Origin of the sequence: Pedobacter sp. MC2016-24 (genome assembly GCF_015223055.1) — a bacterium.
In the GTDB taxonomy this organism is placed as follows: domain Bacteria; phylum Bacteroidota; class Bacteroidia; order Sphingobacteriales; family Sphingobacteriaceae; genus Pedobacter.
The window spans coordinates 1-23982 of the sequence record NZ_JADFBX010000007.1 but is presented as its reverse complement, the minus strand read 5'-3'; the positions used below and the strand labels follow the sequence as shown (position 1 = coordinate 23982).

The window sequence follows — 23982 nt, the reverse complement described above, 5'->3', positions numbered from 1 at the left end:
TAAACGGAATTAAGATAGAAATAGTTTCTCAGCTACTGCAAAATCAATATTATTTTCAATAGCAGATTTCTTTGACATTTTAGGCTTCCCAATAAAGATTACACTTTTAGGCTCAAGATCATGTGTAACCAGGATTTGACCCAGTCCTGCAGTCATTCCGCCCATTTCCTCCGTAAAATAAACGGTCAGGTAATTTTCTAAACCGTTCCACTCCACCTGCTTAATCACATTGAGTTGCATTGCAGCATTGCCATCAACCAGTAAGAATATTTTCTTCCGCTCTACTACAATCTGCTGCATAAATTTCAGCACTTCACCAAACATCAAAAGTTTTAAAGGTAAACGCGCACTTAACAGCAACAATTCAAAATTCACCTGATACTTTTCCGGGATATTGAAACGCCTGGCAGTTTTGCTAAAAATATCCTTAGTCCCTTTTTTCAGGTAATACTCCTGCATAAAAGCAACAATTTCAGCTGCATTGAGTTGCTCGGCGTATTCTATAAATTGTCCAAACAAGTAATAAACCTGCAAATAATAATCCTTCTCAGGGAAAATTACCTGGTTAAGTTCAAAAATAAAGGCTTCTTTTTCCTTTAGATACTGCGTTGTACTCATTTACTGGGCTATAATGTGGTTACTTTCAGGGATTAAAACCTGGATGTTAAATTCCTCAAATAATACAGAAGCCTTGGCTACCTGATCAATCTCAAAAGCATGTAAAGGCACAATGGTATTCACTTCCAGATCAAGACAATGATTGAGTAAATTGTGCGCAATGATTTCATCATTACGTTCGCCCAGAGATACAAACTGGTATTTTACAGAGGGGAATACCGGCACCTCCCCATAATCAGCCATGATTACAGTATCATTTACATATGCTGCAACCAGTTTTAAGGCCTGGACAGACTTCCCTCCTGTTATCAATATTTTCATGATTAAGCTATAATTAAACCATCTTTCATCGTCACCACCCTATCACTGATTTTAGCCAGATCCTCATTGTGTGTCACAATGATAAAGGTCTGTTTAAAATTATCCCTCAGCGTAATGAAAAACTGGTGCAGGGCATCGGCATTTGCAGAATCAAGGTTACCGGAAGGCTCATCCGCCATCACTATAGCCGGATTGTTTACCAAAGCCCGGGCTACAGCCACACGTTGCTGCTCACCTCCCGACAACTCGCTGGGTTTATGTTGTGCCCGATCTGCCAGTCCAAGCAGATCAAGCAATTCCATCGCCCGCCGTTCTGCTTGTTTTTTATTCGTCTTCGCGATAAAAGCAGGAATACAAATATTTTCCAAAGCTGTAAATTCAGGCAACAAATGATGAAACTGAAAGACAAAACCAATATTCTGATTGCGAAAAATACTCAACAATTCGCCCGAAAGTTTGTGCACCTTGGTGCCGTTAAGCTCGACCGTTCCCTGGTCAGGCTTATCTAACGTACCTAAAATATGTAATAAAGTACTTTTTCCGGCACCAGAAGCACCAATAATACTTACAATCTCGCCTTTTGTAACTTCAAAATCTACACCCTTAAGTATAGAAAGTTGTCCGTAGGCTTTTTTGATACCTGTGGCTTTTAGCATAGCTGCAAACTTACAAAAACCGACACATTATTTGGCTTCTACTAAATAATATTAACAGACCGGCCGCTACAAATTCCTTTTCATTTCCTGATCACACATCAGGACTGGTAAAAATTTATGGTCATAATATTGAAATTATGCTTTATTACTTAGAATAAGTTTTTAAAACCAATATGAAATTGTAGATTTGAACAAATTTTTTCAGCAAATGAATATCCACGAATATCAAGGTAAAGAAATACTTAAAAGTTTTGGTGTAGCCGTACAAGAAGGCGTTGTTGCCGATACGGTTGAGCAGGCTGTAGAAGCTGCTAAAAAAATGAAAACTGACTTCAATTCTGACTGGGTTGTGATTAAAGCACAAATCCACGCAGGAGGTAGAGGAAAAGGTGGTGGTGTAAAATTGGCCAAAAACCTGGAAGAAGTTAAAGAAAGAGCGACCGCAATTTTAGGTATGCAATTGGTAACACCTCAAACCGGACCTGAAGGTAAAAAAGTAAACAAAATTTTGGTTGCTCAGGATGTATATTATCCAGGTGCTTCTGAAACCAAAGAATTCTATATCAGTGTTCTTTTAAACCGTGGAAACGGTAGAAATATCATCATGTACTCTACAGAAGGTGGTATGGACATCGAAGAGGTTGCTGAACATACACCTCATTTAATCTTCAAAGAAGAAATCGATCCTAAAGTTGGCTTACAAGCTTTTCAGGCACGTAAAATCGCTTTCAACTTAGGTTTAAGTGGTGCAGCGTTTAAAGAAATGGTGAAATTTGTTACAGCGCTTTACAAAGCATATGACAATACCGATTCTTCTATGTTTGAAATCAACCCGGTTTTAAAAACATCTGACGACAAAATCATTGCTGTTGATGCGAAAGTAGATTTAGATGAGAACGCTTTGTTCCGTCACCCGGACTACGCTGCAATGCGTGATAAATTGGAAGAAGATCCAACTGACGTTGAAGCAAGTGAATCTAACTTAAACTATGTAAAACTTGACGGTAACGTAGGTTGTATGGTTAACGGTGCTGGTTTGGCAATGGCTACCATGGACATCATCAAAATTGCTGGTGGTGAGCCTGCAAACTTCCTGGACGTAGGTGGTACCGCAAATGCACAAACAGTAAAAGCTGGTTTCAATATCATTTTGAAAGATCCAAACGTAAAGGCCATCCTGATTAATATCTTTGGTGGTATCGTACGTTGCGACCGTGTTGCCCAGGGTGTAATTGATGCTTACAAAGAAATTGGTGATATTCCAGTTCCAATCATTTGCCGCTTACAAGGTACAAACGCTGAAGAAGCTAAAAAACTAATTGACGAGTCGGGATTGAAAGTTTACTCAGCTATCGCATTGAAAGATGCAGCAGCCCTGGTTACTCAAGTATTGGCTTAATCAACAACACATATTTAAAAAAGCGCCCTTATCGAAATGATAAGGGCGCTTTTTTTTGCATTCAGCATTAATTTTCGTCTAAGGTTTAAGGCAGTTCATCGATACCTGAACTTTGTTGGTATAATACGGCTAAATCCGATGAAACGTATTGAGGACAATAACGTCTTATGTACGTTATGAAAATTATTAACTACCTACCCCTAATCTCGCTGCTTTACTGTAGTCAACTTTTATCTGCCTACACTGCAAACGCACAATCCATCAACCTGAAAGGAGAATTCCAGGGAAAGATATTAGATGAAACCGGACAAGCCTTCCCCTATGCATCGATCAGCCTGCTCAACGCAAAAGATTCCAGCCTCGTCAAAGGAACAGTCAGCACAGACAATGGCACTTATGTGCTAAACAGCATTACGCCAGGAAACTATCTCCTCGCATTTTTTGTTGTAGGCTACAAAAAAATCATCAAAGGTCCTTACGGCATCACGGCAGACAAGCAATTGCATCAACTGGAAAGCATTCAATTGACCCAGGACAGCAAATTATTAAAAGGCGTTGAAATCATCCAACAAAAGCCATTGATCGAGCGTCAGATTGATAAGACAGTCATCAATGTAGAAAACAGTGCGCTTGCTACGGGCAACACTGCACTCGAGATCCTGCAAAAGTCGCCTGGCGTAAGCGTCGATAAAGACGGCAAAATCAGTCTGAGGGGCAAACAAGGCGTCAACGTCATGCTCGATGGAAAACCGACATATCTATCCGAAGATCAACTGGCCAATTTACTGCGCAGCACAGAAGGAAGCGCGATACAAACGATTGAACTGATCACCAATCCATCGGCCAAATACGATGCGTCAGGCAATTCAGGGATCATCAATATTAAATTCAAAAAAAACAAAAACTACGGTACCAATGGATCTGTATTTGCAGGTGCCGGCATGGGCAGATACTACAAAGTAAACGGCGGATTGAGCTTAAATCACAGGGAGAAAAAATTCAACATATTTGGAAATTTCAACTACGGACACAACGAAAGATTTGGTGGAACAGACATCATGCGTCTGAACAACACCAGCGACAAGCCTACCTATTTCAACCAGACCAGCGATACGAAAAGAGCAAGGAACAACAGCAATTACAAAGCCGGTATAGATTACTTTATTAATGATAAAAACACACTGGGCTTTAGCATGAATGGCTACAACAGCAATGGTAAGAACGATGCACACGTTTTAACCCTCATTGGTGATCAGCCTTTAAAAACAGATTCATCAGTGGTGGCAAGAAATCCAAATGACTACAAATACACTGGAATATCCTATAACCTGAACTACAAATCAACCATAGATACCCTGGGCCAGGAATTCAGTATGGACGCCGACTACTCCAACTATAACGGAAACGAGCGCAGCAATTTCAACAACAAATACCTTGATGCAAATGGCCAGATGCGTAAGCCAGATTATATATTCAGAAATGCAACGCCAACTAAAACGCATATATGGGCAGCAAAAGCTGATTACACCTACCCGATTGATAAATCAACCAAATTGGAAACAGGCATAAAATCAAGCCTGGTAAAAACCGACAACAATTTTTTATTTGAGAATTTTGAACAGGAAGCATGGCAAAATGATGTTAAAAGAAGTAATCAATTTCTATATCAAGAAAATATCAATGCGGCTTATATTAATTTGAGCCGTAAATTCAAGGGAACTACCCTACAATTGGGCTTGCGTGCGGAACAAACCAATTCGAACGGAAATTCGATCACTGAACAGAAAGTAGTAAACCGTCATTACTTTGATCTTTTTCCTAGTTTATTCATCAATCAGGAACTTTCTAAAAACAACGAACTGGGCTTCTCTTACAGCAGAAGAATTGATAGGCCGGATTACGAATCGCTTAACCCTTTCGTATCCTATCTGGATTTATACTCTTATCGTTTCGGAAATCCTTTTTTAAAACCGCAGTATACCAATTCATTTGAACTTGCTTACAGCTACAAAAAGACATTAAACATGAGCATCGGTTACAGTCACACAAGGGATGTCATGACAGATGTATTGTTAACAGATACCATTAACAAAACCATTTTCATTTCCAATCAAAATCTGGCCACACAAGACGCTTATAATCTAAACATCAGCTATCCGATACAAATTACAAAATGGTGGAACAGTAATCATACAATAACTACCTATTACACTAAATTTAAAACACCCAACCTGTTGGGCAATCCGTTCGAAAGTGGAAAACTGACCTTTAAATTCAACACTACACAAACCGTGAACCTAGATCAAAATACCAGTCTGGAATGTTCGGCAAATTATGAATCCAGACAAGCGATAGGAACTTTAATCATCGATCCACAGGCGAATGTTGACCTTGGAATTAAGAAAACGATATTAAACAAGAAAATGGACATCAAATTTGCTGCTAATGACATATTTAATCTGCAAAAAAATACGATTACCAGCGCTCTGCCATCCCAACGTTACGTCATCAAAGAAAAATGGGAAAGTCAAGTCTTCAGAATCACTTGTACTTACAAATTTGGGAGTAACAATATCAAAGGCAGTCAAAAAAGGTCGAAAAGTTCAGAATCAGAAGAAAATCGGGTAAAATCAGGCGGTTAAACAAGAAGGGGGTTACAGTCATCCAACTGTAACCCCCTCTAACCAAATATAAATTAAACGAGCAATACAAATATAGGAACTTATTTCATTTAAGCATAATAAAATTCAATAATTTTTAAAATAAATACCAAATAATCGCAATAAAGCTCAAAATAAAATACAAAAAACCTAAAAACAGCAAATAAAATATAATAAAACACAACAAAAATACTCATAAAAACAAAATAAACAGAAAAACTACTAATTAAATACATGAAAAATCAAAAATAAACCATCTAAAAATAAAAAACACACATAAAAACCAGTGAAAAACAGTAAAACATCAACAAAAACACAAAATAGACATAAAGATCAGTAGACAACTCAGAATAAAAAAGCCTTTACTTCTTCCCAAGCCACTTATTTTTTATAGACGTTTACCCATGAGGGTTTCAATGAAAATCATTATTTTTGGCCTGCTCCATATAAAATCATGATACATAGAGAAAAAGTAAAAAGTCTGCTAGAGACAGAATCGTTTAACAGAGAAGTAACTGTTATGGGTTGGGTGCGTACTTTCCGCAACAACCAGTTTATTGCAATCAATGATGGCTCCTGCATGGGAAATATCCAAATCGTTGTTGATTTTAATAATACCGATGAGGCGCTTCTTAAAAGAATTACTACCGGAGCTGCAATTGCGGTAAAAGGAACAATTGTCGAATCTGTTGGAAAAGGCCAGCGTGTAGATATAAAAGCCGAATCCATCGAGATTCTGGGCGATAGCGATCCTGAAAAGTTTCCACTGCAACCTAAAAAACATAGCCTGGAATTTCTAAGAGAAATTGCACATTTGCGTTTCCGCACAAATACATTTAATGCAGTTTTCAAACTCCGTCATGCTTTGGCTTTTGCAATCCATCAGTTCTACAATGAAAGAGGTTTTACTTATATGCATACCCCGATCATTACAGCTTCTGACGCTGAAGGTGCTGGCGAAATGTTTAAAGTAACCAATTTAGATCTGGAAAACCCTCCAAAAACAGAAGATGGTAAAATAGATTTTACTCAGGATTTCTTTGCCCGCGCAACCAACCTTACCGTTTCCGGACAGCTGGAAGGTGAACTTGCAGCAATGGCTTTTGGACAGATTTATACTTTTGGCCCTACTTTTAGAGCTGAAAACTCCAATACGGCACGTCACCTGGCGGAGTTTTGGATGATTGAACCAGAGGTCGCTTTCGCGGATCTGGAAGACAACATGCAACTGGCAGAAGACATGATGAAATATGTAATCAGCTATGCTTTGGAAAACTGTAAAGAAGAAATCGAATTCTTAAACAACCGTTTACTGGAAGAAGAAAAAACCAAACCTCAGAACGAACGCAGTGAACTGTCTCTGATCGAAAAGCTGAACTTCTGTTTAGCCAATGATTTTGAGCGTTTAACCTATACGGAAGCCATCGCGATTTTGAAATCTTCTAAACCGAATCAAAAAAAGCAATTCAAATACCTGATTGACGAATGGGGTGCAGATTTACAGTCAGAACATGAGCGCTACCTGGTAGAGAAACACTTCAAAAAGCCTGTGATCTTAACTGATTACCCTGCAGACATTAAATCGTTCTATATGCGTCAGAATGAGCCGGATGCCCAAGGTAGAAAAACAGTAGCAGCTATGGACATTCTTTTTCCTGGCATCGGCGAAATGATCGGCGGTTCTCAAAGGGAAGAACGCCTGGATAAACTGACACAAAGAATGGATGAGTTGAATATCTCCCAGGAAGAAATGTGGTGGTTTTTAGACACCAGACGTTTTGGTTCAGCACCACACTCAGGTTTTGGTCTTGGTTTTGAAAGACTGGTACTTTTTGTAAGTGGGATGACCAATATCAGAGACGTAATCGCTTTCCCCCGTTTCCCTAAAAACGCTGAATTTTAAGCAAAAAAATAAATATAAAAAAAGCGCCCTGATCAAATGATCAGGGCGCTTTTTTTGTAAAGAATACTAAGAACGCTGCTGTTGCTCGGTCTCAGATTCACTGGAATAGGAATTCGCATGTGCATAATCAACCATAGAAACCTTGTAATCTGTAGGGGTAAAACTGGCCGATGTACTCAAAGCCATTCCCAATTCAAATCGGATCGGATACGGAGTCTGTAACAAACTTCCTTCAGGGATATAAGGAAAAGTTTCCATATAACTCTGCACCACATTGGGCGCAACCCGTCTATTGATGTAAGCGCGTGTCAATTGATGCGTGTGGCGCAAGCCCGCAGCACCCAGCAACTCCACAGCGCTCGCAATTGTAAGCTGATGAAAGTTAAACACACGAACACGTTTATCCTCCACAACCAGTCCTTTCATCAAACTCGCATCCTGGGTAGCAACGCCTGTCGGACAAGTATTGCTGTTACATTCCAGCGCCTGGATACAACCCAAAGCAAACATCATTCCTCTTGCCGAATTACACAAATCAGCCCCAAGTGCAATGTTCTTCACCAAATCAAAGCCTGATGCTACTTTTCCAGAAGCAATGATTTTAATGTCCTTTTTCAAATTAAAGCCAGTCAGCACATCGTAAACAAATGCCACTCCTTCGCGCAATGGCATCCCCACCGCATTAGAGAACTCCTGTGGCGAGGCACCAGTTCCACCTTCCCCTCCATCTACAGTAATGAAATCAGCATATATACCTGTTTCAACCATAGCTTTACAAATCGCAAAAAACTCACTTTTACGGCCAATACACAATTTAAATCCAACTGGCTTGCCCCCCGAAAGCTCCCTAAGTTTCTTGATAAAAGCAACGAGTTCCAAAGGTGTAGAGAATGCCGTATGGACAGGTGGCGAGATCACATCAAAGCCTTCCTTAACCAAACGAATGCGTGCGATTTCAGGCGTAACTTTCTTGGCTGGCAAGATACCACCGTGGCCAGGTTTAGCACCCTGAGAAAGCTTTATTTCGATCATCCGAACCTGTTCCGATTGTGAACGCTCAGCAAAGGCATCGAAATTAAATGTACCGTCATGGTGACGACAACCAAAATAACCGGTACCTATTTGCCAAACCAAATCGCCACCAGGATTTGCATGGTAATCACTGATACCACCTTCACCGGTATTGTGCGCAAAATTACCCAGTTTGGCACCACCATTTAAGGCCAGAATCGCATTCTGACTCAAAGACCCGAAACTCATCGCCGAGATGTTGTAAATACTGGCAGAATAAGGCTTGGTGCAATCCGGGCCACCCACAAGCACCCGCGGATTGGGATCCAGCTCATGGTGACTGATCGCGGCAATACTATGACTCAACCACTCGTATCCATTTTCATACACATCTAACTGTGTTCCGAAAGGGATGGTATCATTTTCCTTTTTAGCACGCTGATAAATTAATGAACGGTTTAAACGGCTAAAAGGCTTACCATTGGTATCACTCTCTACGAAATACTGATATACTTTTGGCCGGAGATCTTCCGCCAGATATCGCAATCTACCCACCACCGGATAATTCCTCACAATACTGTGTTTAGGTTGATAGAGGTCATAAATTCCCAATAAAACAATGGGTCCTGTAAAAATTGCTATCCACCATAACGGCGGATAGGTAAGGCCTAACATAACGGTAAGCGCTACTAAAAATGCGGCAATTGCGATAAATGCTTTTCTCATACGTAACAATTTACTAAAAAACATGCCAATAGAACAATAATAATCTGAATTCGGCCTAAGATTTGTTTAATTTTACATATGCTTATCAAAATCTATCCTGAGAACCCAAATCCAAAAGCAATTGAACAGGTTGTAGAGGTGTTGAAAAAGGGAGGTCTGATCATCTACCCTACCGATACCGTATATGGCCTGGGCTGCGACATCACCAACCAAAAAGCCATTGAGAAAATCTGCAGAATCAGGGGCATTAAACCCGAAAAAGCCAATTTCTCTTTCATCTGTTCTGATTTAAGACACATTTCTGATTACATTAAACCCATAGATACGACAACCTTTCGCATTTTAAAAAAGGCTTTGCCCGGACCCTTTACCTTTATTCTAAATGCCAATAACAACGTACCCAAACTGTTAAGCTCTAACAAAAAAACAGTTGGTATCCGGGTTCCGGACAACAACATTGCACGTGAAATTGTCGCGCTTCTAGGGAACCCCATTTTATCAACTTCCATACGCGATGACGATGAACTGATCGAATATTCCACAGATCCGGAATTGATTCATGAAAAGTACGAAGATCTGGTTGATTTGGTGATTGACGGGGGATACGGTGACAATGAGCCTTCTACCGTGGTAGACTGCACATCCGGAGATTTCGAGATCATTCGCGAAGGTAAAGGCGACCTCAATAATTACCTATAATTCCGCGGAATGGCTATATTTACCATATGGCTAAATTAATCAACCTCCAGGCATTTAAAGATTTTTTCCGTTCCGGACAAATTGGTGGTGTTTTACTGATGATCTGCGTAGCAATTTCGTTGTACATTGCCAACTCTGCTTTTAAAGATGGATTTGCCAGTTTTTTAGCGACCGACTTTGGCTTTACCTTTGGTACATCCAACTATAGCTTTACCGTCTCTGCATGGATTAACGATGCCTTGATGGCCGTTTTCTTTCTACTGGTCGGTCTTGAAATCAAAAGGGAGATGCTGGAAGGTGAACTTTCTTCGGTTAAAAAAGCATCATTACCAGTAGTTGCCGCACTGGGTGGCATGCTCATTCCAGCTTTTATCTATTTCCTGTTCAACAAGGGCGAAAGTACAGCGTCCGGATGGGGTATTCCCATGGCCACTGATATTGCATTTGCATTGGCCATCATCTCCATGCTTGGTAAAAGTGTGCCAACCTCTTTAAAAGTCTTTTTGGCCGCACTGGCTATTGTTGATGACCTGGGTGCAATCCTGGTAATCGCTATATTTTATACCAATGAGGTTCATTTTGATTATTTATTAATGGCAGGCGGAGTAATGCTCCTATTACTAGCCTTCAATTTCATGAACATCAAACCTCTTTATTTTTACCTGATTCCGGGTATTTTCCTCTGGTACTTTATCCACCATTCCGGCATTCATGCAACCATTGCAGGTGTATTACTGGCGCTAACCATCCCAACCAATAACGTCAGTGTAGAATCTCCCCTGGAAAAACTGGAACACTTGTTAAACGGTCCGGTTAACTATTTCATCATGCCCATTTTTGCATTGGCAAATACCAATATTACTTTTCAAAAAGAAATGTTAGGCGGATTGGTTTCCCCACTTGGATTTGGCATCATTACCGGCCTGTTTGCAGGAAAAACCATTGGTGTAACCCTATTTTCCTGGCTTGCCGTAAAATTAAAACTGGGCAGTTTACCTTCCCAATCCAGTTGGAAACACATCATTGGATTAGGGATGCTGGCAGGTATCGGTTTTACCATGTCTATTTTCATCTCCCTGCTTTCCTTTAGCGATGAAATGCATATAACCGAAGCGAAATTTGCCATTCTTTGCGCTTCGGTCATTTCAGGTCTTGCCGGATTTATCTTTCTAAAATCAATTCAAAAGAAAGTCAGGACTTAAATTTCAACATAAACCGCTGGATGCTGCCTTCCAGATCTGCTGGCTCTAAAGCCTTCACAAATGCACTGCCTATAATACCGCCGTTGGCGTACTGGCAAGCTTTATCAAAGGTTTCTTTGCTGTTGATCCCGAAACCAATCATTAAGGGATTGTTCAGCTTCAGATCTGCAATACGCGCAAAATAACTTTCGGTATTTTCAGAAACCTGCAGGCTCTGTCCGGTAGTAGCCGAAGAAGACAATAAATAGATAAAGCCATTGCTTAGACCATCGATCTTCCTGATGCGCTCCGGAGATGTTTGCGGTGTCACTAAAAAGATATTGCTTAAGCCACGGGATTCAAAAATATCCTGATAAAACTCTTCGTACTCCACCATTGGCAAATCGGGTACAATACATCCGTCCACACCAACTTCTACACAGGCATTACAAAAGTTCTCTACACCAAATTGAAGCATAGGGTTCACATAGCCCATCAGCAACACCGGAATACTTACCTTTTCACGAAGTGATTTCAGTTGCTCAAACAACAGCTTCAAATCCATTCCCTGGTCTAATGACTGCTTACTACTGGCCTGAATAACTGGGCCATCTGCAACAGGATCTGAATACGGAAAGCCGATTTCCAACAGGTCAGCCCCCGACTTTTCCAAAGCCTCAGCAATGCGAACTGTATCATTCAGTTCTGGATAGCCTGCGGTAAAGTAAATTGATAATATATTTTTCTTCTCTTGAAATAACGTCTTAATTCTACTCATTTTCTTGTATTATAAACCAAAATACTTCATATAGGTATCCATGTCTTTATCACCTCTGCCAGATAGGCATACCACCACATTCTCCTGACCTGTGAAAGTCATTTTTTCTAAATAAGCCAGGGCGTGCGCACTCTCAATGGCTGGAATAATCCCTTCCATCTGGGTCAGCAATAATCCGGCTTGTAAAGATTCGTCATCTGTTACAGAAACATATTGCCCGCGACCAGTTTTAAACAGATGCGCATGCTGAGGGCCAATTCCAGGATAGTCCAGTCCGGCCGATACAGAATGTGGTTCCACCACCTGTCCATCATCGGTCTGCATCAGAATGCTACGGCTACCATGCAATACACCTTCTTTACCCAGGTAAGTTGTAGCTGCAGAAAATCCGCTGTCCACTCCTTTACCCCCGGCCTCTACAGCCACCAATTTCACTTTCTCATCATCAACAAAGTGATAAAACATACCCATGGCATTGCTACCACCACCTACACAAGCCAATACATAATCTGGCTGATCATTTCCTGTTTGCTCCAGTAACTGCTTCTTGGTTTCTTCAGAAATGATCGACTGAAAAATAGCTACCATATCCGGATAAGGATGCGGACCAACCACAGAGCCGATAATGTAATGTGTATCTACAGGGTTGTTAATCCAATCACGCATGGCCTCATTGGTTGCGTCTTTCAGGGTTTTACTGCCGGACGTTGCCGGAACAACCTTGGCACCCAACATTTTCATCCGGGCCACATTAGGTGCCTGACGTTTGATGTCAACCTCGCCCATGTAAACCACACATTCCAACCCACGCAAAGCACATACAGTTGCCGTTGCCACACCATGCTGACCAGCGCCTGTTTCCGCAATAATACGTTTCTTCCCCAGACGTTCGGCCAGCAAAATCTGTCCGATCGTATTGTTGATTTTGTGTGCACCTGTATGGTTTAAATCTTCCCTTTTCAGAAAAATATTAGCCTTATATTTTTGCGATAAGCGCTTGGCCAGATATAAAGGCGAAGGTCTTCCTACATAATCTTTAAGCAATTGATGAAACTCTTGTTGAAAAGACTCATCCTCAATAATCTTAAGGTAGTTTTGTCGCAGTTCTTCTACATTGGGATATAACATTTCCGGAATATAAGCGCCTCCAAAATCTCCGTAATACCCCTTTTCGTTTACAAAATAGCTCATAATTTTATTCTATGTTTAAAATCGATCAATTTATCTATATCCTTTAAGCCTGGCTCCAGTTCAAATCTACTGTTGATATCCAGCGCGTAAAGGCGTGTATCATTTATTTTTTTTAACGCTTCGGTGCTGTTCAAATCAATTCCTCCACTTAGAAAATAAGGCACCTGCAATTCATACTGCGATAAAAGTGCCCAATCGAACAACTGCCCTGAGCCTCCATGAGCAGGTGTCTTCGTATCGAATAAAAAGTAATCCACTAAGTGCTGATATGTACTCAACTGGCTAAAATCAAAGCCTTCTTCCATTCCAAAAGCCTTGATCATTTCTACATGGCTACCCAAATGCCTTTTCAATTCCTCAATAAATTCAGGAGATTCCTCACCGTGGAGTTGTACAGCACATAAATCATACCTGTTCACCATTTCAACAATCTCCAGTAGTGATTCGTTTACAAAAACACCGGTTTTCATGATAGCGGCTGGCAAGTTTTTAACAAATTCCGGTTCCAGATCTGCGACAAAACGTTTAGATCCTTTATAGAAAATAAATCCCAGGTAATCCGGCTCCAAAGCCGCTACCTCTGTAATATTTTCAGGAACCTTCATCCCACATATTTTTAACTTGGCCTGCATGTTTAAGCAATTAATTTTTTAAAGCTTTCCAGCGCCTTGCCAGACATCAAGGAAGCTTCGGCCTCGTAAAAGCTATCGCCGAACGACTTGGTATTGTCGATCGTTTGTATCGCTAAAGCAGCATTACACAAGACCACATTGGTTTGTGCTTCCTTAGCCTCACCATTCAATACACTTTTAAAAATCTCTGCTGAAGAAGCGACTGTATCACCTCCTCTAATCTCTTCTTCCTGGATTTGTTCAAAGCCAAGATCCGACACCTTAATCAAAGCTTCACCTTTATTGCTAAAGGTTTTAATATCGCAGGTCAGGGAAATTTCATCAAAACCATGAACAGCATGTAAGATCGTATAGTTTTTATCCGTGTCCTGGTACAAATAAGCATATAAACGTGCCAGTTCCAGACTAAACACACCTACAATTTGATTTTTAGGCTGCGAAGGATTAACCATGGGCCCTAACATATTGAAAAACGTTTTTACGCCCAATTCTTTACGAATCGGCGCTACGGTTTTCATAGCCGGATTGAACAATGGCGCATGAATGAAACAAATACCCGCATGATCCAGAGAACGCTTCAACAAATCTTGATTGTCTGTAAAACGATACCCCAGATATTCCATCACGTTAGAAGAACCGCAGCCAGAAGAAACACCGTAATTACCATGTTTAGCCACTTTATAGCCTGCCCCTGCTACAACAAAGGATGCCAGGGTAGAAATGTTAAAAGTATCTTTTCCGTCGCCGCCGGTACCACAAAGATCGACCAGTTCAAAATCAGAAAAATCAAGTTTAATGCAAAGATCGAGCATGGCATCACGGAAACCCTGCAATTCCTCTACCGTAATGTTTCGCATACCATAGGCGGTAATAAAAGCAGCAATTTGTGAACTGTTGAATTCACCAAGGGCAATTGCTGTTAGAATTCGCTGTGCTTCTGCGCGACTAAAAGTTTTGTTTTCAAATAAGTGATTTAATATTTTCTTCATTTTGTAAAGGACTCGTGTTATGCTGATTAAAAAGGTTGTAAAACAAAAAAGGTTGCCTTAAAGCAACCCTCAAATATTATTATATAAAATAAAAACGTTCAATACAGGGTTACACTACGCATTTGCGTTGTGCCACCACCAGTTATTAAGTCCGTTTGTTAGTATCATTAAAGCAAATATGGAATACTTTTTATTATTTACAAAATAATTCTTGCAATTAATTAAATTTTATGGCTTTGCTTAAACAGTAACGGTAAACAAACAAGCCTTTACGTTCGGAATGCCCTTACGCTTTCTCAATTGACTTTCATAAAATTGAGTATAATCTGGTACAATTGATTCGCTCCAAAAATCATCTGACTAATCATCCCCACATGTTTTTTATGTTTAATCACATGCAATTCAGTTTTAACCTGTTTCGCCAATAGCAAGCTATCCAATCTTTTCGATTGGATTTGTATCGCTGGATAAGTCCGTGCTCCATAAAAGATCAGCTGTGGATTCCGAATATTTTCTATATAATGAAGTGGAGACCCAAGCGTCCAGGTTTCAGGATGGGTAGAAAATGTCCTTAAAAAGTCCCGATAACTATCGTCTTTTTCTGCGATGTTCAGATATTCATGCATATCCAGTCCAAAGGCATCGTTTAAAATCACCCCTTTTATCGGATTTTTTAGCCCCACAGAATTGAAATACTGCGGATCAGCATTGATCAGTTCAGCCAAATGCCCACCCGCTGAGTGCCCCATGACAAATATTTTCCTGAGGTCTCCGCCGTACCGACCAATATTTGCATACACCCATTTTACCGCCTCGGCACAATCCAGGCCCATTTGATGAAATTCAGCATTTGGCGCCAGTCTATAATTGACAATCACCGTAACCACTCCTTTGCGGGCAAAATTTCTGCCCAGCCACCAGTAAGTTTCTTTTTTTCCGCTACTCCAGGAACCACCATGAATAAAGATGAGAACCTCCTTTGTTGTAGCCACATCTGCCGGATAATAAACATTCAATTGCCTGTTCGGATCATTCGTCGAACTGCCATAATTGATATCCTTCTCCACTTTAACATTAGCAGAGGAAGTAAAAATCTGGCCAAGAAAGGCAAACACCATAAGCAGACTAATTTTTATCATTCTTATTTAATCAAAGCATTTTTTTCTTTAGTAAAATGGTTAAAAACCAATTTATCAGCCAATGCCGGCAGCAGCTTATTGAGCCAAACCGTCAGTTTGCCTTGTCCAGTCATGATCAAGGTGCGCTTGCGCGATGCAATTCCGTCTACAATACGTTTGGCCACCTCCGCTGCAGTCATCATTTTACCTTCTTCCATACTGGTTTCTCCGTGTGCATGGCCATCTTTTGCCAAAGCAGCAACGCGGATATTAGAGGTGGTAAAACCAGGACAAGCGACCATGACGTGTACCCCCGTTTTTAGTAACTCTGTTCTCAATGCTTCCATAAATCCATTCATGGCAAATTTAGAACTGGAATATCCGGTCCGCCCCGGTAAACCCCGGTAACCTGCAATAGAAGATACGCTAACTACACTACCTTTGGATTTCAAAATTTCCGGTAAAGCGTATTTTGTACAATAAACCGTACCCCAGAAATTCACGTCCATCAGATTTTTAAGAACAGACAGCTCAAGGTCGTCAAATAAGGCACGCATGGATAAGCCTGCATTATTAACCAGGATATCAACGCGACCAAAGGTTGTAATTGCCTGCTGAACCAGCAATTTGCAATCCTCTTCCTTACTTACATCCGATTGTACTGCAATCGCCTTAATCCCATATCTTTTTTCCAGGTCAGCTGTGATTTCACAAAGTGTTACATATTGACGTGCACCAAGTACTAAATGTGCACCACGTTTGGCAAATTCTTCGGCACAGGCCTTTCCTATACCAGACGATGCGCCGGTAACAATAACAATCTTATTCTTAAAATCCATTTAAAATTATTTAATTAATGAGTTTTGGTAAGGTACACGGGTAACGATAGACCGGCCAAGTGTAATTTCGTCTGCGTATTCCAGCTCTCCCCCAAATGCAATACCCCTGGCGATGGTTGTAATTGGTATTTGAAAATCCTTAAGTCGTTTATACAGATAAAAAAGCGTGGTATCTCCTTCCATTGTGGCACTCAGCGCCAAAATAACCTCCTTTACGGGCGTTGTTGCCGCACGTTGCACCAGCGAGTCAATAAATAAATCAGCAGGTCCTATGCCGTCCATTGGCGAGATTAAACCACCAAGTACGTGATAAACACCAAAATATTGGCCTGTGTTTTCTACCGCCATCACATCCCGCGTATCTTCAACCACGCAAATCAACTCCCGGTCTCTTTTACCATTGTTGCAAATGTTACAGACCTCCTGATCAGAAATATTATGACAAATACCACAATGTTTGATCTCTTTTCTCAATTTAATCAGGGTATTGCCAAAAGTATCTACCTCCTCCTGCTCTTTATTCAAAAGATGAAGCACCAACCTCAAAGCCGTTTTTTGTCCAACTCCAGGTAGTTTAGAGAATTCATTAACAGCGTCTTCAAGCAATTTAGAAGAAAAGTTCATTTTACAAAATTAGATAAAACTATGTAAGCATTTACATGGACTTTAATTTTTTTAAGGTATTTTCACCTTGGTTTCTTACATTTAGACCTTAACACAACATACAATATGAGTCCAGCTATACTTTTGTCCTTTTTAATTGGTTACTTCCTCGTACTGATTATTATTGCTTTTGCAACTTCAAAAAAATCGTCAGACAATTCTACTTTTTTCATAGCCAATAGAAATTCGAAATGGTACCTGGTTGCATTTGGAATGATTGGTACAGCTTTATCAGGAGTTACCTTTATCTCCGTACCCGGCGAGGTGGGTGCTCCGGCAGGTAACCAGTTTCAATACTTCCAGTTTGTCCTGGGTAATGCCATAGGTTTCATCATTATCGCTACAGTACTGCTCCCACTTTATTACCGGATGCGGCTAACCTCTATCTACAGCTATATTGAACAGCGCCTGGGCTATTACAGTTACAAGACTGCTGCTTCCATATTTTTAATCAGCAGAACCATCGGATCAGCGTTCAGGCTTTACCTGGTTGTCATCGTTTTACAAAGGTTTATATTTGACAGCTATGGCATACCTTTTTGGGCCACGGTATTGATTTCACTCGGCCTGATCTGGTCTTACACATTTAAAGGCGGCTTAAAAACAATCATCATAACCGATACTTTACAAACGTTCTTCCTCGTATTGTCTGTCTTCCTTACACTTTATTTCGTATGCAGCAGCTTGGATATGAGTATCCCGACAGCATTTGAGGCCATCAAGAACAGTGGTTATTCAAAAATCTTCTTCTATGAAGATTTTCTAACCAGCAATTTCCACTTTAGCAAACAGTTGTTAGGTGGTATATTTGTAACCATAGCCATGACCGGCCTTGATCAGGATCTGATGCAGAAAAACCTCAGCATGAAAACCATAGCTGAAGCGCAAAAAAACATGTTTACCTTCACAGGCGTATTTGTGGTATTGAACATCTTCTTTTTAAGTGTGGGTGCTTTACTATACATTTACGCAACAAAAAATGGCATTGAAATCCCTTTAGATCATGTAACAGGCAAGCCAAGGACCGACTTCCTGTTCCCGGAAATTGCGCTGAACCACCTGAGCGTAATACCTGCAATTGTATTTATGCTCGGTTTAACGGCAGCAACTTTTGCGACAACAGATTCTGCCCTGACGGCCTTGACGACTTCTTTTTGCGTAGATTTCTTACATATGGATAAAGGTGAAAATGGCAATTCCAAAGAAGCTGTAAACAAAAGACATATCGTACACGTTGCTTTTTCCTTATTGATGTTCGTCGTGATCATCATTTTCAACGCTTTCAATGACGAATCCGTTGTCAAAGGCATCTTTAAAGTAGCGTCTTACACTTATGGCCCCCTATTGGGACTGTATAGTTTCGGATTGTTTATGAAAAAGCGGGGCTTACACGATAAGTTAGTACCTTTTATCTGTATCGTATCCCCGGCGATCTGTTACCTGCTAAATGCCTACTCTAAAGAACTACTTGGCGGCTATGTGTTTAGTGTTGAATTGATCCTTGTAAACGGTTTAATTACCTTTATCGGATTGCTACTGATCAGTAAAAAAACAGATCTCCAGACAAGATTTTAAGAACTTAATACCGATAGAATGACAAGTGAAGAGAAAATAAGAAGTGCTTTTGAAAACAAAGACTGGCAGGAAATAAAAGTTACCGATTCCTGGCAGATTTTCAAAATCATGGCCGAGTTTGTAGACGGCTTTGAGAAACTGGCAAAAATAGGTCCCTGTGTTTCCATTTTTGGATCAGCCAGGACTGCGGAAACCAATAAATATTATGAGATTGCAGTAGAGTGCGGACGTTTACTTACTGAACGCGGTTATGGTGTCATCACCGGCGGCGGACCAGGTATTATGGAAGCAGGAAATAAAGGCGCGCACATGAATGGCGGAAAATCTGTGGGCTTAAACATAGATCTTCCTTTCGAGCAATTTCACAACAAGTATATCGACCACAATAAGTTACTGGAATTCGATTACTTCTTTATCCGTAAAGTGATGTTCATGAAATATTCGCAGGGATTCATTGTACTTCCAGGTGGTATGGGAACGATGGACGAGCTTTTTGAAGCGATTACATTGATCCAGACTGGTAAAGTAGCACGGTTCCCAATCGTTTTAGTAGGCAAAGATTACTGGGGTGGCTTGGTAGAATGGATTAAGAACACCATGCTGCAAAAGGAACACAACATTCATGCAGAAGATCTGAACTTATTCAGATTGGTTGATACGGCCGAAGAAGCAGCAGAACACATTTTCAGGTTCTATGAGAAATATGTGTTGAAACCGAACTTTTAATGTAGTGCTGTTCTTAAAAAAGTCAAATATTGTTCGACTCCTCGTAGCTTAAGCCCTTAAAAAGGGCAAACCTACGCATGTCGTCTCACAACATTTGACTTTTTTAAAGATTAATACAATTGCAAAATGTATAAAGTTGATACACCAGTATTCAACAGTTGTTCAGTTCTAACGATTTGTTAATGACTGTCCCTGGCAATTAAGACAAAATATCGTTAACCTTTTCCATAGGCCTTCCAATTACGGCTTTATCCCCTGAAACCAATATCGGACGTTCAATCAGTATTGGATTTTCAACCATCGCTAAAATCCACTCCCGCTCAGAAAGTATTTTCCCTTTATATTTCTCCTTATAAAATGTTTCAGTTTTACGGACCAACTCTTCTGCCTTAATCCCTAGCTTTTCAACAATCCCAGTCAGCTCAGCAACTGTAGGCACCGCTTCTAAATAATTAACAACTTCAAAATCCTGTCCACTCTCTTCCAAAACAGCTAATGCGCATCTGCTTTTACTACACCTGTTGTTATGATAAATCTTGATCATACTAAATATTCCAACTTTCTGTTTGCTTTTAATCAATTATCCATCCCTAAACATAGCTTTTCTGCTAACCAGCTCAACTAACTAACTAACTAACTAACTAACTAACTAACTAACTAACTAACTAACTAACTAACTAAAAACTAACTAACTAACTAACTAACTAACTAACTAACTAACTAACTAACTAAAAACTAACTAAAAACTAACTAACTAACTAACTAACTAACTAACTAACTAACTAACTAACTAACTAACTAACTAAAAACTAACCAGTTCAACTACCTAACAACCTATCCAACAAAGCCGCCCTATCCAAATAAACATCCAACCCAAACAATAAAAACAAGCTTTCGCAAAAAAACGGCTTATTTTTCCCGGCCTCCCCTCATTCTGGCCGGACGTACTTCATTTCTATAAAAAAAGGTAGTACGGAGAGCCGACATGCGTAGCTTGCCCTTCTTCAGGGCCAAAGCTACGAGGAGGCGACCGTGCTACCTTTTTTTATCCGAAATGGCTAACGCCGCCAGATACCACCAATTTCATGGCGTCTGCCGCACTCATATTTAACGGTTTAATCTTTTCATGTTTAACAATGTACACCTGTCCTGCAAAAGAATAAGAAAACGGAAAATAAACAATAGATTCACCAGGTAAATTAATTGCTTTTAAATCGCTCTGTGTTAAGAAACCGATTCTTTTGAGGTCCCCTTCTACTTCAACCAGAACAGGATTATTAAATTTCTTTTCATCACCTACAAAAGCTTCAGTGAGGTCTTTAATCGAAGAATAAATAAACTTAAGCAGAGGAATTTTATCCAATAAACGCTGAAACCAGTTGTACATCGGTTCAGTAACAAAATAAGTTACAAAAATCCCTGCAATCAAGATAATCGAAACCACAAGCGCTAAGCCAAGCCCGGGAATATTCCGACTGGCGCCCGTGCGGGGATCCACGCCCAGGATATTATTCACATTCAACCAGCTGTCAACCGTAGTAACAGCCCATATTACGATAAAAATGCTTAATGCAATGGGAAGTACAATTAATAACCCTTTAATCAGATAGTTAATTAAAGCCCTGCCAATTCTGTTCATGTCGCAAATTTAGATAAAAAAAATCGTGAAAATCTGGGATCTTTTAAACACATGACTTTTAAAAAGAGCATTTTTATTAAAAATTATTCATAAAAATACACGCGTTTTACCCGTTGAGAGATATTGGTTAAAATTTCATAGGGAATCGTTCCAATTTGATTGGCAAGATCAGCGATGGTCAGTTTTTCATTAAAAACGATAACTTCATCCCCGGCTTTAACATCCAAACCTGTCACATCCAGCATGCACATGTCCATACAAATGACCCCGACCGTAGAAACAGCCTTGCCATTGATCAGCATTTTCCCCACACCATTACCAAAAGCGCGGCTATAACCATCTGCATAGCCAATTTTTACCGTAGCAATGAGTCCACCATTTGGCAAACTCCCTTTACGGCTGTAACCGATGGTTTCAGCCGCTTTAATTGGCTTAACCTGCGTAACGGTTGTTTTCAATACCGCTACGGTTTGCAAGCCACGGTTTCCAGCCAGTCCACCATCAAAGCCATATAATCCAATTCCAATACGAACCATATCAAGTTGGGCTTCGGGGTGCCGTGAAACACCCGAAGTATTGGAAATGTGTCTGATGAAAGGATATTGTAAAACCGCAGACAACTCATCCGCCATTGCGGTAAACCTGCGAAGCTGGTAACTTGTAAAATCGTCATGGATCTCATCATCACTACCTACGAGGTGTGAGAATGCCGAAGCCACTTTGACCCGGTTTGAAGCGCTTAAAACCTTCAGCAAATCTGCGAGTTCAGCCTCTTCAAATCCCAAACGGTGCATCCCTGTATCTATTTTCAAATGGATGGGATAATCGGTTGTACCTGCATCAAGGAAATCCAGAAAACGTTCTAAAATATCGAGATTGTAAATTTCCGGTTCCAATTTATACCTTACGATGGCATCAAAAGCAGAAGGCTCCGGACTCATCACCATAATCGGGACCGAAATCCCACCTTTTCTCAAAGCAATCCCCTCGTCTGTATAAGCTACTGCCAGGTAATCCACTTTATGATATTGCAGCAGATTGGCGATTTCGAAACTACCACTTCCATAAGAAAAAGCTTTGACCATCGCCATTACCTTTACGCCTGGCCTCAGTTTATTGCGATAAAACTGAAGGTTGCCAGCAAGTGCATTCAGGTCTATCTGCAATACGGTATCATGTATTTTTTGGGTAATCAGTTTACTGATGCGCTCAAATTCGAACTTACGGGCGCCCTTTAACAAGATCGTTTCATTGTTGAAATGAACAGCCGGAAAATTTGCAATAAAACTTTGTGTACTGTCAAAAAACACGGCTTCCAGTTCAAACAAATGGGCTGCAGCAGTAATATTCGGACCAATGCCAATTAAGCGGCTGACGTTCTTTTGCTTCAGTAAGGCCGCGATTTCAGCATATAGAAATTCATTATCTTTACCAGTCTCGTGTAAATCAGATAAAATCAGGGTTCTTTTGTCATGCTGATTTTGCAGATTTAAAAAATCAAGCGCAATGGCGAGCGAAGGAATGTCTGCACTGTAAGAATCATCAATTACCGAACATTGATTGATACCATTCTTCAATTCCAGGCGCATACTTACCCGGGTTAACTTTGCCAGGCGTACATCTGCTTCCTGAGGCGTATAGCCTAAAGCCAGCAATGTTGCCCAGCAAATGATACCATTTTCAATAGAGGCGCGGTCACTAAAGGGTATGAGGCATTCAATTTCAGCATGTTTATAAATGGCCCGGATCTGGTTCTGACCTTCAATCGGCTCAACAGCCAAAATCCGCAAATCCGCTTCCTGTCTGATGCTCCAGGAAAACCTGCGTTTACCTGGTAATGCTTGCTTGTCTATTTCCTGGGTATAATCCGGCGAATAAATGAACAGTTTTACGTGTTTAAACAGCTTTAACTTTTCCTTAAGCTTCTCCAGGTTAGAAGCAAAACCTTCAGCATGGGCCTCCCCCAGATTTGTGAGGATTCCAATTTCCGGTCTGATCATGTCAGCTAAAGCGTCCATTTCATTGGGTTTGGAAATACCCGCTTCAAAAATACCAAGATTGTGTTGCGCGTCAATTTCCCATAAGGATAAAGCCACGCCAAGTTGGGAGTTGAAACTTTTCGGACTCCTGATGATGTTAAAATCAGCAGCCAGCAATTGATACAACCATTCTTTTACTATCGTTTTCCCATTACTGCCTGTAATTCCAATCACTTTCAAAGCATACTGAGTGCGATTTGCCCTAGCCAATTGCTGTAAAGCCCGCAGCACATCCTCCACCATTAACATATTGGCATCCGGATATGCAGATAGGTATCCTGGATCGCTGATTACAAAATTTCTTATCCCATTCCGGTAGGCATCTTCAATAAAAGTATGCCCGTCCCTTTTGGCTTTCAAAGCAAAAAACAGTGAACTTTCCGGCGCTGTTACAATTCTGCTGTCGATAACCAATTTATCAATTATAGCCTTTGTTTTTTGATCAAAAGATTTCAGTTCAAATATATCAGCAATCTGCCCAATGGAAAAAGAAGAATTGTTCATGTTGCAAACTTAATGAAACTATGGCTTCGGTCCTGCTAATCTGAATGTAAATAAGCAGATAAAAAACTCATAAATTATTCTAGCCGGTTACACTTGAAAAAGCAAATCTATAATC

At 40.4% G+C, this 23982-nt stretch carries 21 protein-coding genes; 7 read left to right on the top strand and 14 right to left on the bottom strand.

Going from position 1 to position 23982, the window contains the following annotated elements; genetic code table 11:
* Positions 1 to 9: 9 nt before the first annotated feature.
* From IM797_RS17010 to IM797_RS17000, 3 genes are read right to left on the bottom strand one after another with little or no spacing between them, the layout of a single operon-like run.
* Positions 10 to 618, bottom strand: a complete 609-nt coding sequence (locus IM797_RS17010) for a haloacid dehalogenase (protein WP_194128365.1) — start codon at positions 616 to 618, stop codon at positions 10 to 12.
* Positions 619 to 939, bottom strand: coding sequence for a hypothetical protein (locus tag IM797_RS17005; RefSeq protein WP_194128364.1), 321 nt, complete (start codon positions 937 to 939; stop codon positions 619 to 621).
* A 2-nt stretch (positions 940 to 941) separates the two neighbouring features.
* Positions 942 to 1595, bottom strand: coding sequence for an ABC transporter ATP-binding protein (locus IM797_RS17000; RefSeq protein WP_194128363.1), 654 nt, complete (start codon positions 1593 to 1595; stop codon positions 942 to 944).
* Positions 1596 to 1803: 208 nt separating this feature from the next.
* On the opposite strand from IM797_RS17000, the gene sucC reads away from it, so the two are divergent.
* The 3 genes from sucC (at position 1804) to asnS (ending at position 7557) form a co-directional block, all read left to right on the top strand.
* Positions 1804 to 2994 carry an ADP-forming succinate--CoA ligase subunit beta gene (gene sucC / locus IM797_RS16995; protein WP_194128362.1) on the top strand — a complete coding sequence of 397 codons (1191 nt, stop codon included), beginning with the start codon at positions 1804 to 1806 and terminating at the stop codon, positions 2992 to 2994.
* Positions 2995 to 3170: 176 nt separating this feature from the next.
* Complete coding sequence (locus IM797_RS16990) at positions 3171 to 5636, top strand: outer membrane beta-barrel protein (RefSeq protein ID WP_194128361.1); 2466 nt, start codon at positions 3171 to 3173, stop codon at positions 5634 to 5636.
* Between the two features lie 472 nt (positions 5637 to 6108).
* Entirely contained in the window at positions 6109 to 7557 is a 1449-nt protein-coding gene (gene asnS, locus IM797_RS16985; RefSeq protein ID WP_194128360.1) for an asparagine--tRNA ligase, read from the top strand.
* A gap of 66 nt (positions 7558 to 7623) precedes the next feature.
* Here asnS and IM797_RS16980 read toward each other — a convergent pair whose 3' ends face one another.
* Positions 7624 to 9294, bottom strand: coding sequence for an FMN-binding glutamate synthase family protein (locus IM797_RS16980; protein WP_194128359.1), 1671 nt, complete (start codon positions 9292 to 9294; stop codon positions 7624 to 7626).
* A gap of 78 nt (positions 9295 to 9372) precedes the next feature.
* Between IM797_RS16980 and IM797_RS16975 the strand changes: the two genes are divergently transcribed.
* Entirely contained in the window at positions 9373 to 9993 is a 621-nt protein-coding gene (locus IM797_RS16975; RefSeq protein WP_194128358.1) for an L-threonylcarbamoyladenylate synthase, read from the top strand.
* A 26-nt stretch (positions 9994 to 10019) separates the two neighbouring features.
* On the top strand, positions 10020 to 11195 hold the full coding sequence (gene nhaA, locus IM797_RS16970) for a Na+/H+ antiporter NhaA (RefSeq protein ID WP_194128357.1): 1176 nt from the start codon (positions 10020 to 10022) through the stop codon (positions 11193 to 11195).
* Here nhaA and trpA read toward each other — a convergent pair.
* The 7 genes from trpA to recR all read right to left on the bottom strand — a co-directional run bounded on the left by trpA (position 11185) and on the right by recR (position 17345).
* Positions 11185 to 11952: a tryptophan synthase subunit alpha gene (gene trpA / locus IM797_RS16965; protein ID WP_194128356.1), complete on the bottom strand. Its 768-nt coding sequence runs from the start codon at positions 11950 to 11952 to the stop codon at positions 11185 to 11187. The two genes, nhaA and trpA, sit on opposite strands and share 11 nt — an antisense overlap.
* A 9-nt stretch (positions 11953 to 11961) precedes the next feature.
* Positions 11962 to 13143, bottom strand: coding sequence for a tryptophan synthase subunit beta (gene trpB, locus IM797_RS16960; protein ID WP_194128355.1), 1182 nt, complete (start codon positions 13141 to 13143; stop codon positions 11962 to 11964).
* Positions 13140 to 13748, bottom strand: coding sequence for a phosphoribosylanthranilate isomerase (locus IM797_RS16955; RefSeq protein WP_255526894.1), 609 nt, complete (start codon positions 13746 to 13748; stop codon positions 13140 to 13142). The genes trpB and IM797_RS16955 overlap by 4 nt, the downstream gene beginning before the upstream one ends.
* A gap of 29 nt (positions 13749 to 13777) precedes the next feature.
* Positions 13778 to 14764 carry an anthranilate phosphoribosyltransferase gene (trpD, locus tag IM797_RS16950; protein ID WP_194128353.1) on the bottom strand — a complete coding sequence of 329 codons (987 nt, stop codon included), beginning with the start codon at positions 14762 to 14764 and terminating at the stop codon, positions 13778 to 13780.
* A 296-nt stretch (positions 14765 to 15060) separates the two neighbouring features.
* Positions 15061 to 15903, bottom strand: a complete 843-nt coding sequence (locus IM797_RS16945) for an alpha/beta hydrolase (protein ID WP_228098915.1) — start codon at positions 15901 to 15903, stop codon at positions 15061 to 15063.
* Positions 15904 to 15905: 2 nt separating this feature from the next.
* Positions 15906 to 16721 carry an SDR family oxidoreductase gene (locus tag IM797_RS16940; protein ID WP_194128352.1) on the bottom strand — a complete coding sequence of 272 codons (816 nt, stop codon included), beginning with the start codon at positions 16719 to 16721 and terminating at the stop codon, positions 15906 to 15908.
* A gap of 6 nt (positions 16722 to 16727) precedes the next feature.
* Positions 16728 to 17345, bottom strand: coding sequence for a recombination mediator RecR (gene recR, locus IM797_RS16935; RefSeq protein WP_194128351.1), 618 nt, complete (start codon positions 17343 to 17345; stop codon positions 16728 to 16730).
* A gap of 105 nt (positions 17346 to 17450) precedes the next feature.
* On the opposite strand from recR, the gene IM797_RS16930 reads away from it, so the two are divergent.
* Together IM797_RS16930 and IM797_RS16925 are read left to right on the top strand one after the other, a co-directional pair.
* A complete protein-coding gene (locus IM797_RS16930; protein ID WP_194128350.1) occupies positions 17451 to 18959 on the top strand; it encodes a sodium:solute symporter in 1509 nt (502 codons plus the stop codon).
* Between the two features lie 18 nt (positions 18960 to 18977).
* Complete coding sequence (locus tag IM797_RS16925; RefSeq protein WP_194128349.1) at positions 18978 to 19685, top strand: TIGR00730 family Rossman fold protein; 708 nt, start codon at positions 18978 to 18980, stop codon at positions 19683 to 19685.
* A gap of 199 nt (positions 19686 to 19884) precedes the next feature.
* Here the strand turns inward: IM797_RS16925 and arsC are convergent, their stop codons facing one another.
* The 3 genes from arsC to IM797_RS16910 all read right to left on the bottom strand — a co-directional run bounded on the left by arsC (position 19885) and on the right by IM797_RS16910 (position 23867).
* Complete coding sequence (gene arsC, locus IM797_RS16920) at positions 19885 to 20229, bottom strand: arsenate reductase (glutaredoxin) (RefSeq protein WP_194128348.1); 345 nt, start codon at positions 20227 to 20229, stop codon at positions 19885 to 19887.
* 501 nt (positions 20230 to 20730) lie between these two features.
* A complete protein-coding gene (locus IM797_RS16915) occupies positions 20731 to 21324 on the bottom strand; it encodes a DUF502 domain-containing protein (protein WP_194128347.1) in 594 nt (197 codons plus the stop codon).
* A gap of 83 nt (positions 21325 to 21407) precedes the next feature.
* On the bottom strand, positions 21408 to 23867 hold the full coding sequence (locus IM797_RS16910; RefSeq protein ID WP_194128346.1) for a bifunctional UDP-N-acetylmuramoyl-tripeptide:D-alanyl-D-alanine ligase/alanine racemase: 2460 nt from the start codon (positions 23865 to 23867) through the stop codon (positions 21408 to 21410).
* Between the last annotated feature and the right edge of the window lie 115 nt (positions 23868 to 23982).

Bases quoted from the DNA above. Each gene is read 5' to 3' on its own strand.
- IM797_RS16980 (WP_194128359.1), bottom strand. From the start codon at position 9,294: ATGAGAAAAGCATTTATCGCAATTGCCGCATTTTTAGTAGCGCTTACC.
- IM797_RS16930 (WP_194128350.1), top strand. From the start codon at position 17,451: ATGAGTCCAGCTATACTTTTGTCCTTTTTAATTGGTTACTTCCTCGTA.
- IM797_RS16940 (WP_194128352.1), bottom strand. From the start codon at position 16,721: ATGGATTTTAAGAATAAGATTGTTATTGTTACCGGCGCATCGTCTGGT.
- IM797_RS17000 (WP_194128363.1), bottom strand. From the start codon at position 1,595: ATGCTAAAAGCCACAGGTATCAAAAAAGCCTACGGACAACTTTCTATA.
- trpA (WP_194128356.1), bottom strand. From the start codon at position 11,952: ATGAGTAGAATTAAGACGTTATTTCAAGAGAAGAAAAATATATTATCA.
- recR (WP_194128351.1), bottom strand. From the start codon at position 17,345: ATGAACTTTTCTTCTAAATTGCTTGAAGACGCTGTTAATGAATTCTCT.
- sucC (WP_194128362.1), top strand. From the start codon at position 1,804: ATGAATATCCACGAATATCAAGGTAAAGAAATACTTAAAAGTTTTGGT.
- nhaA (WP_194128357.1), top strand. From the start codon at position 10,020: ATGGCTAAATTAATCAACCTCCAGGCATTTAAAGATTTTTTCCGTTCC.
- asnS (WP_194128360.1), top strand. From the start codon at position 6,109: ATGATACATAGAGAAAAAGTAAAAAGTCTGCTAGAGACAGAATCGTTT.
- IM797_RS16955 (WP_255526894.1), bottom strand. From the start codon at position 13,748: ATGAAGGTTCCTGAAAATATTACAGAGGTAGCGGCTTTGGAGCCGGAT.
- IM797_RS17005 (WP_194128364.1), bottom strand. From the start codon at position 939: ATGAAAATATTGATAACAGGAGGGAAGTCTGTCCAGGCCTTAAAACTG.
- IM797_RS16925 (WP_194128349.1), top strand. From the start codon at position 18,978: ATGACAAGTGAAGAGAAAATAAGAAGTGCTTTTGAAAACAAAGACTGG.
- arsC (WP_194128348.1), bottom strand. From the start codon at position 20,229: ATGATCAAGATTTATCATAACAACAGGTGTAGTAAAAGCAGATGCGCA.
- IM797_RS16945 (WP_228098915.1), bottom strand. From the start codon at position 15,903: ATGATAAAAATTAGTCTGCTTATGGTGTTTGCCTTTCTTGGCCAGATT.
- IM797_RS16915 (WP_194128347.1), bottom strand. From the start codon at position 21,324: ATGAACAGAATTGGCAGGGCTTTAATTAACTATCTGATTAAAGGGTTA.
- IM797_RS16910 (WP_194128346.1), bottom strand. From the start codon at position 23,867: ATGAACAATTCTTCTTTTTCCATTGGGCAGATTGCTGATATATTTGAA.
- IM797_RS17010 (WP_194128365.1), bottom strand. From the start codon at position 618: ATGAGTACAACGCAGTATCTAAAGGAAAAAGAAGCCTTTATTTTTGAA.
- trpD (WP_194128353.1), bottom strand. From the start codon at position 14,764: ATGAAGAAAATATTAAATCACTTATTTGAAAACAAAACTTTTAGTCGC.
- trpB (WP_194128355.1), bottom strand. From the start codon at position 13,143: ATGAGCTATTTTGTAAACGAAAAGGGGTATTACGGAGATTTTGGAGGC.
- IM797_RS16990 (WP_194128361.1), top strand. From the start codon at position 3,171: ATGAAAATTATTAACTACCTACCCCTAATCTCGCTGCTTTACTGTAGT.
- IM797_RS16975 (WP_194128358.1), top strand. From the start codon at position 9,373: ATGCTTATCAAAATCTATCCTGAGAACCCAAATCCAAAAGCAATTGAA.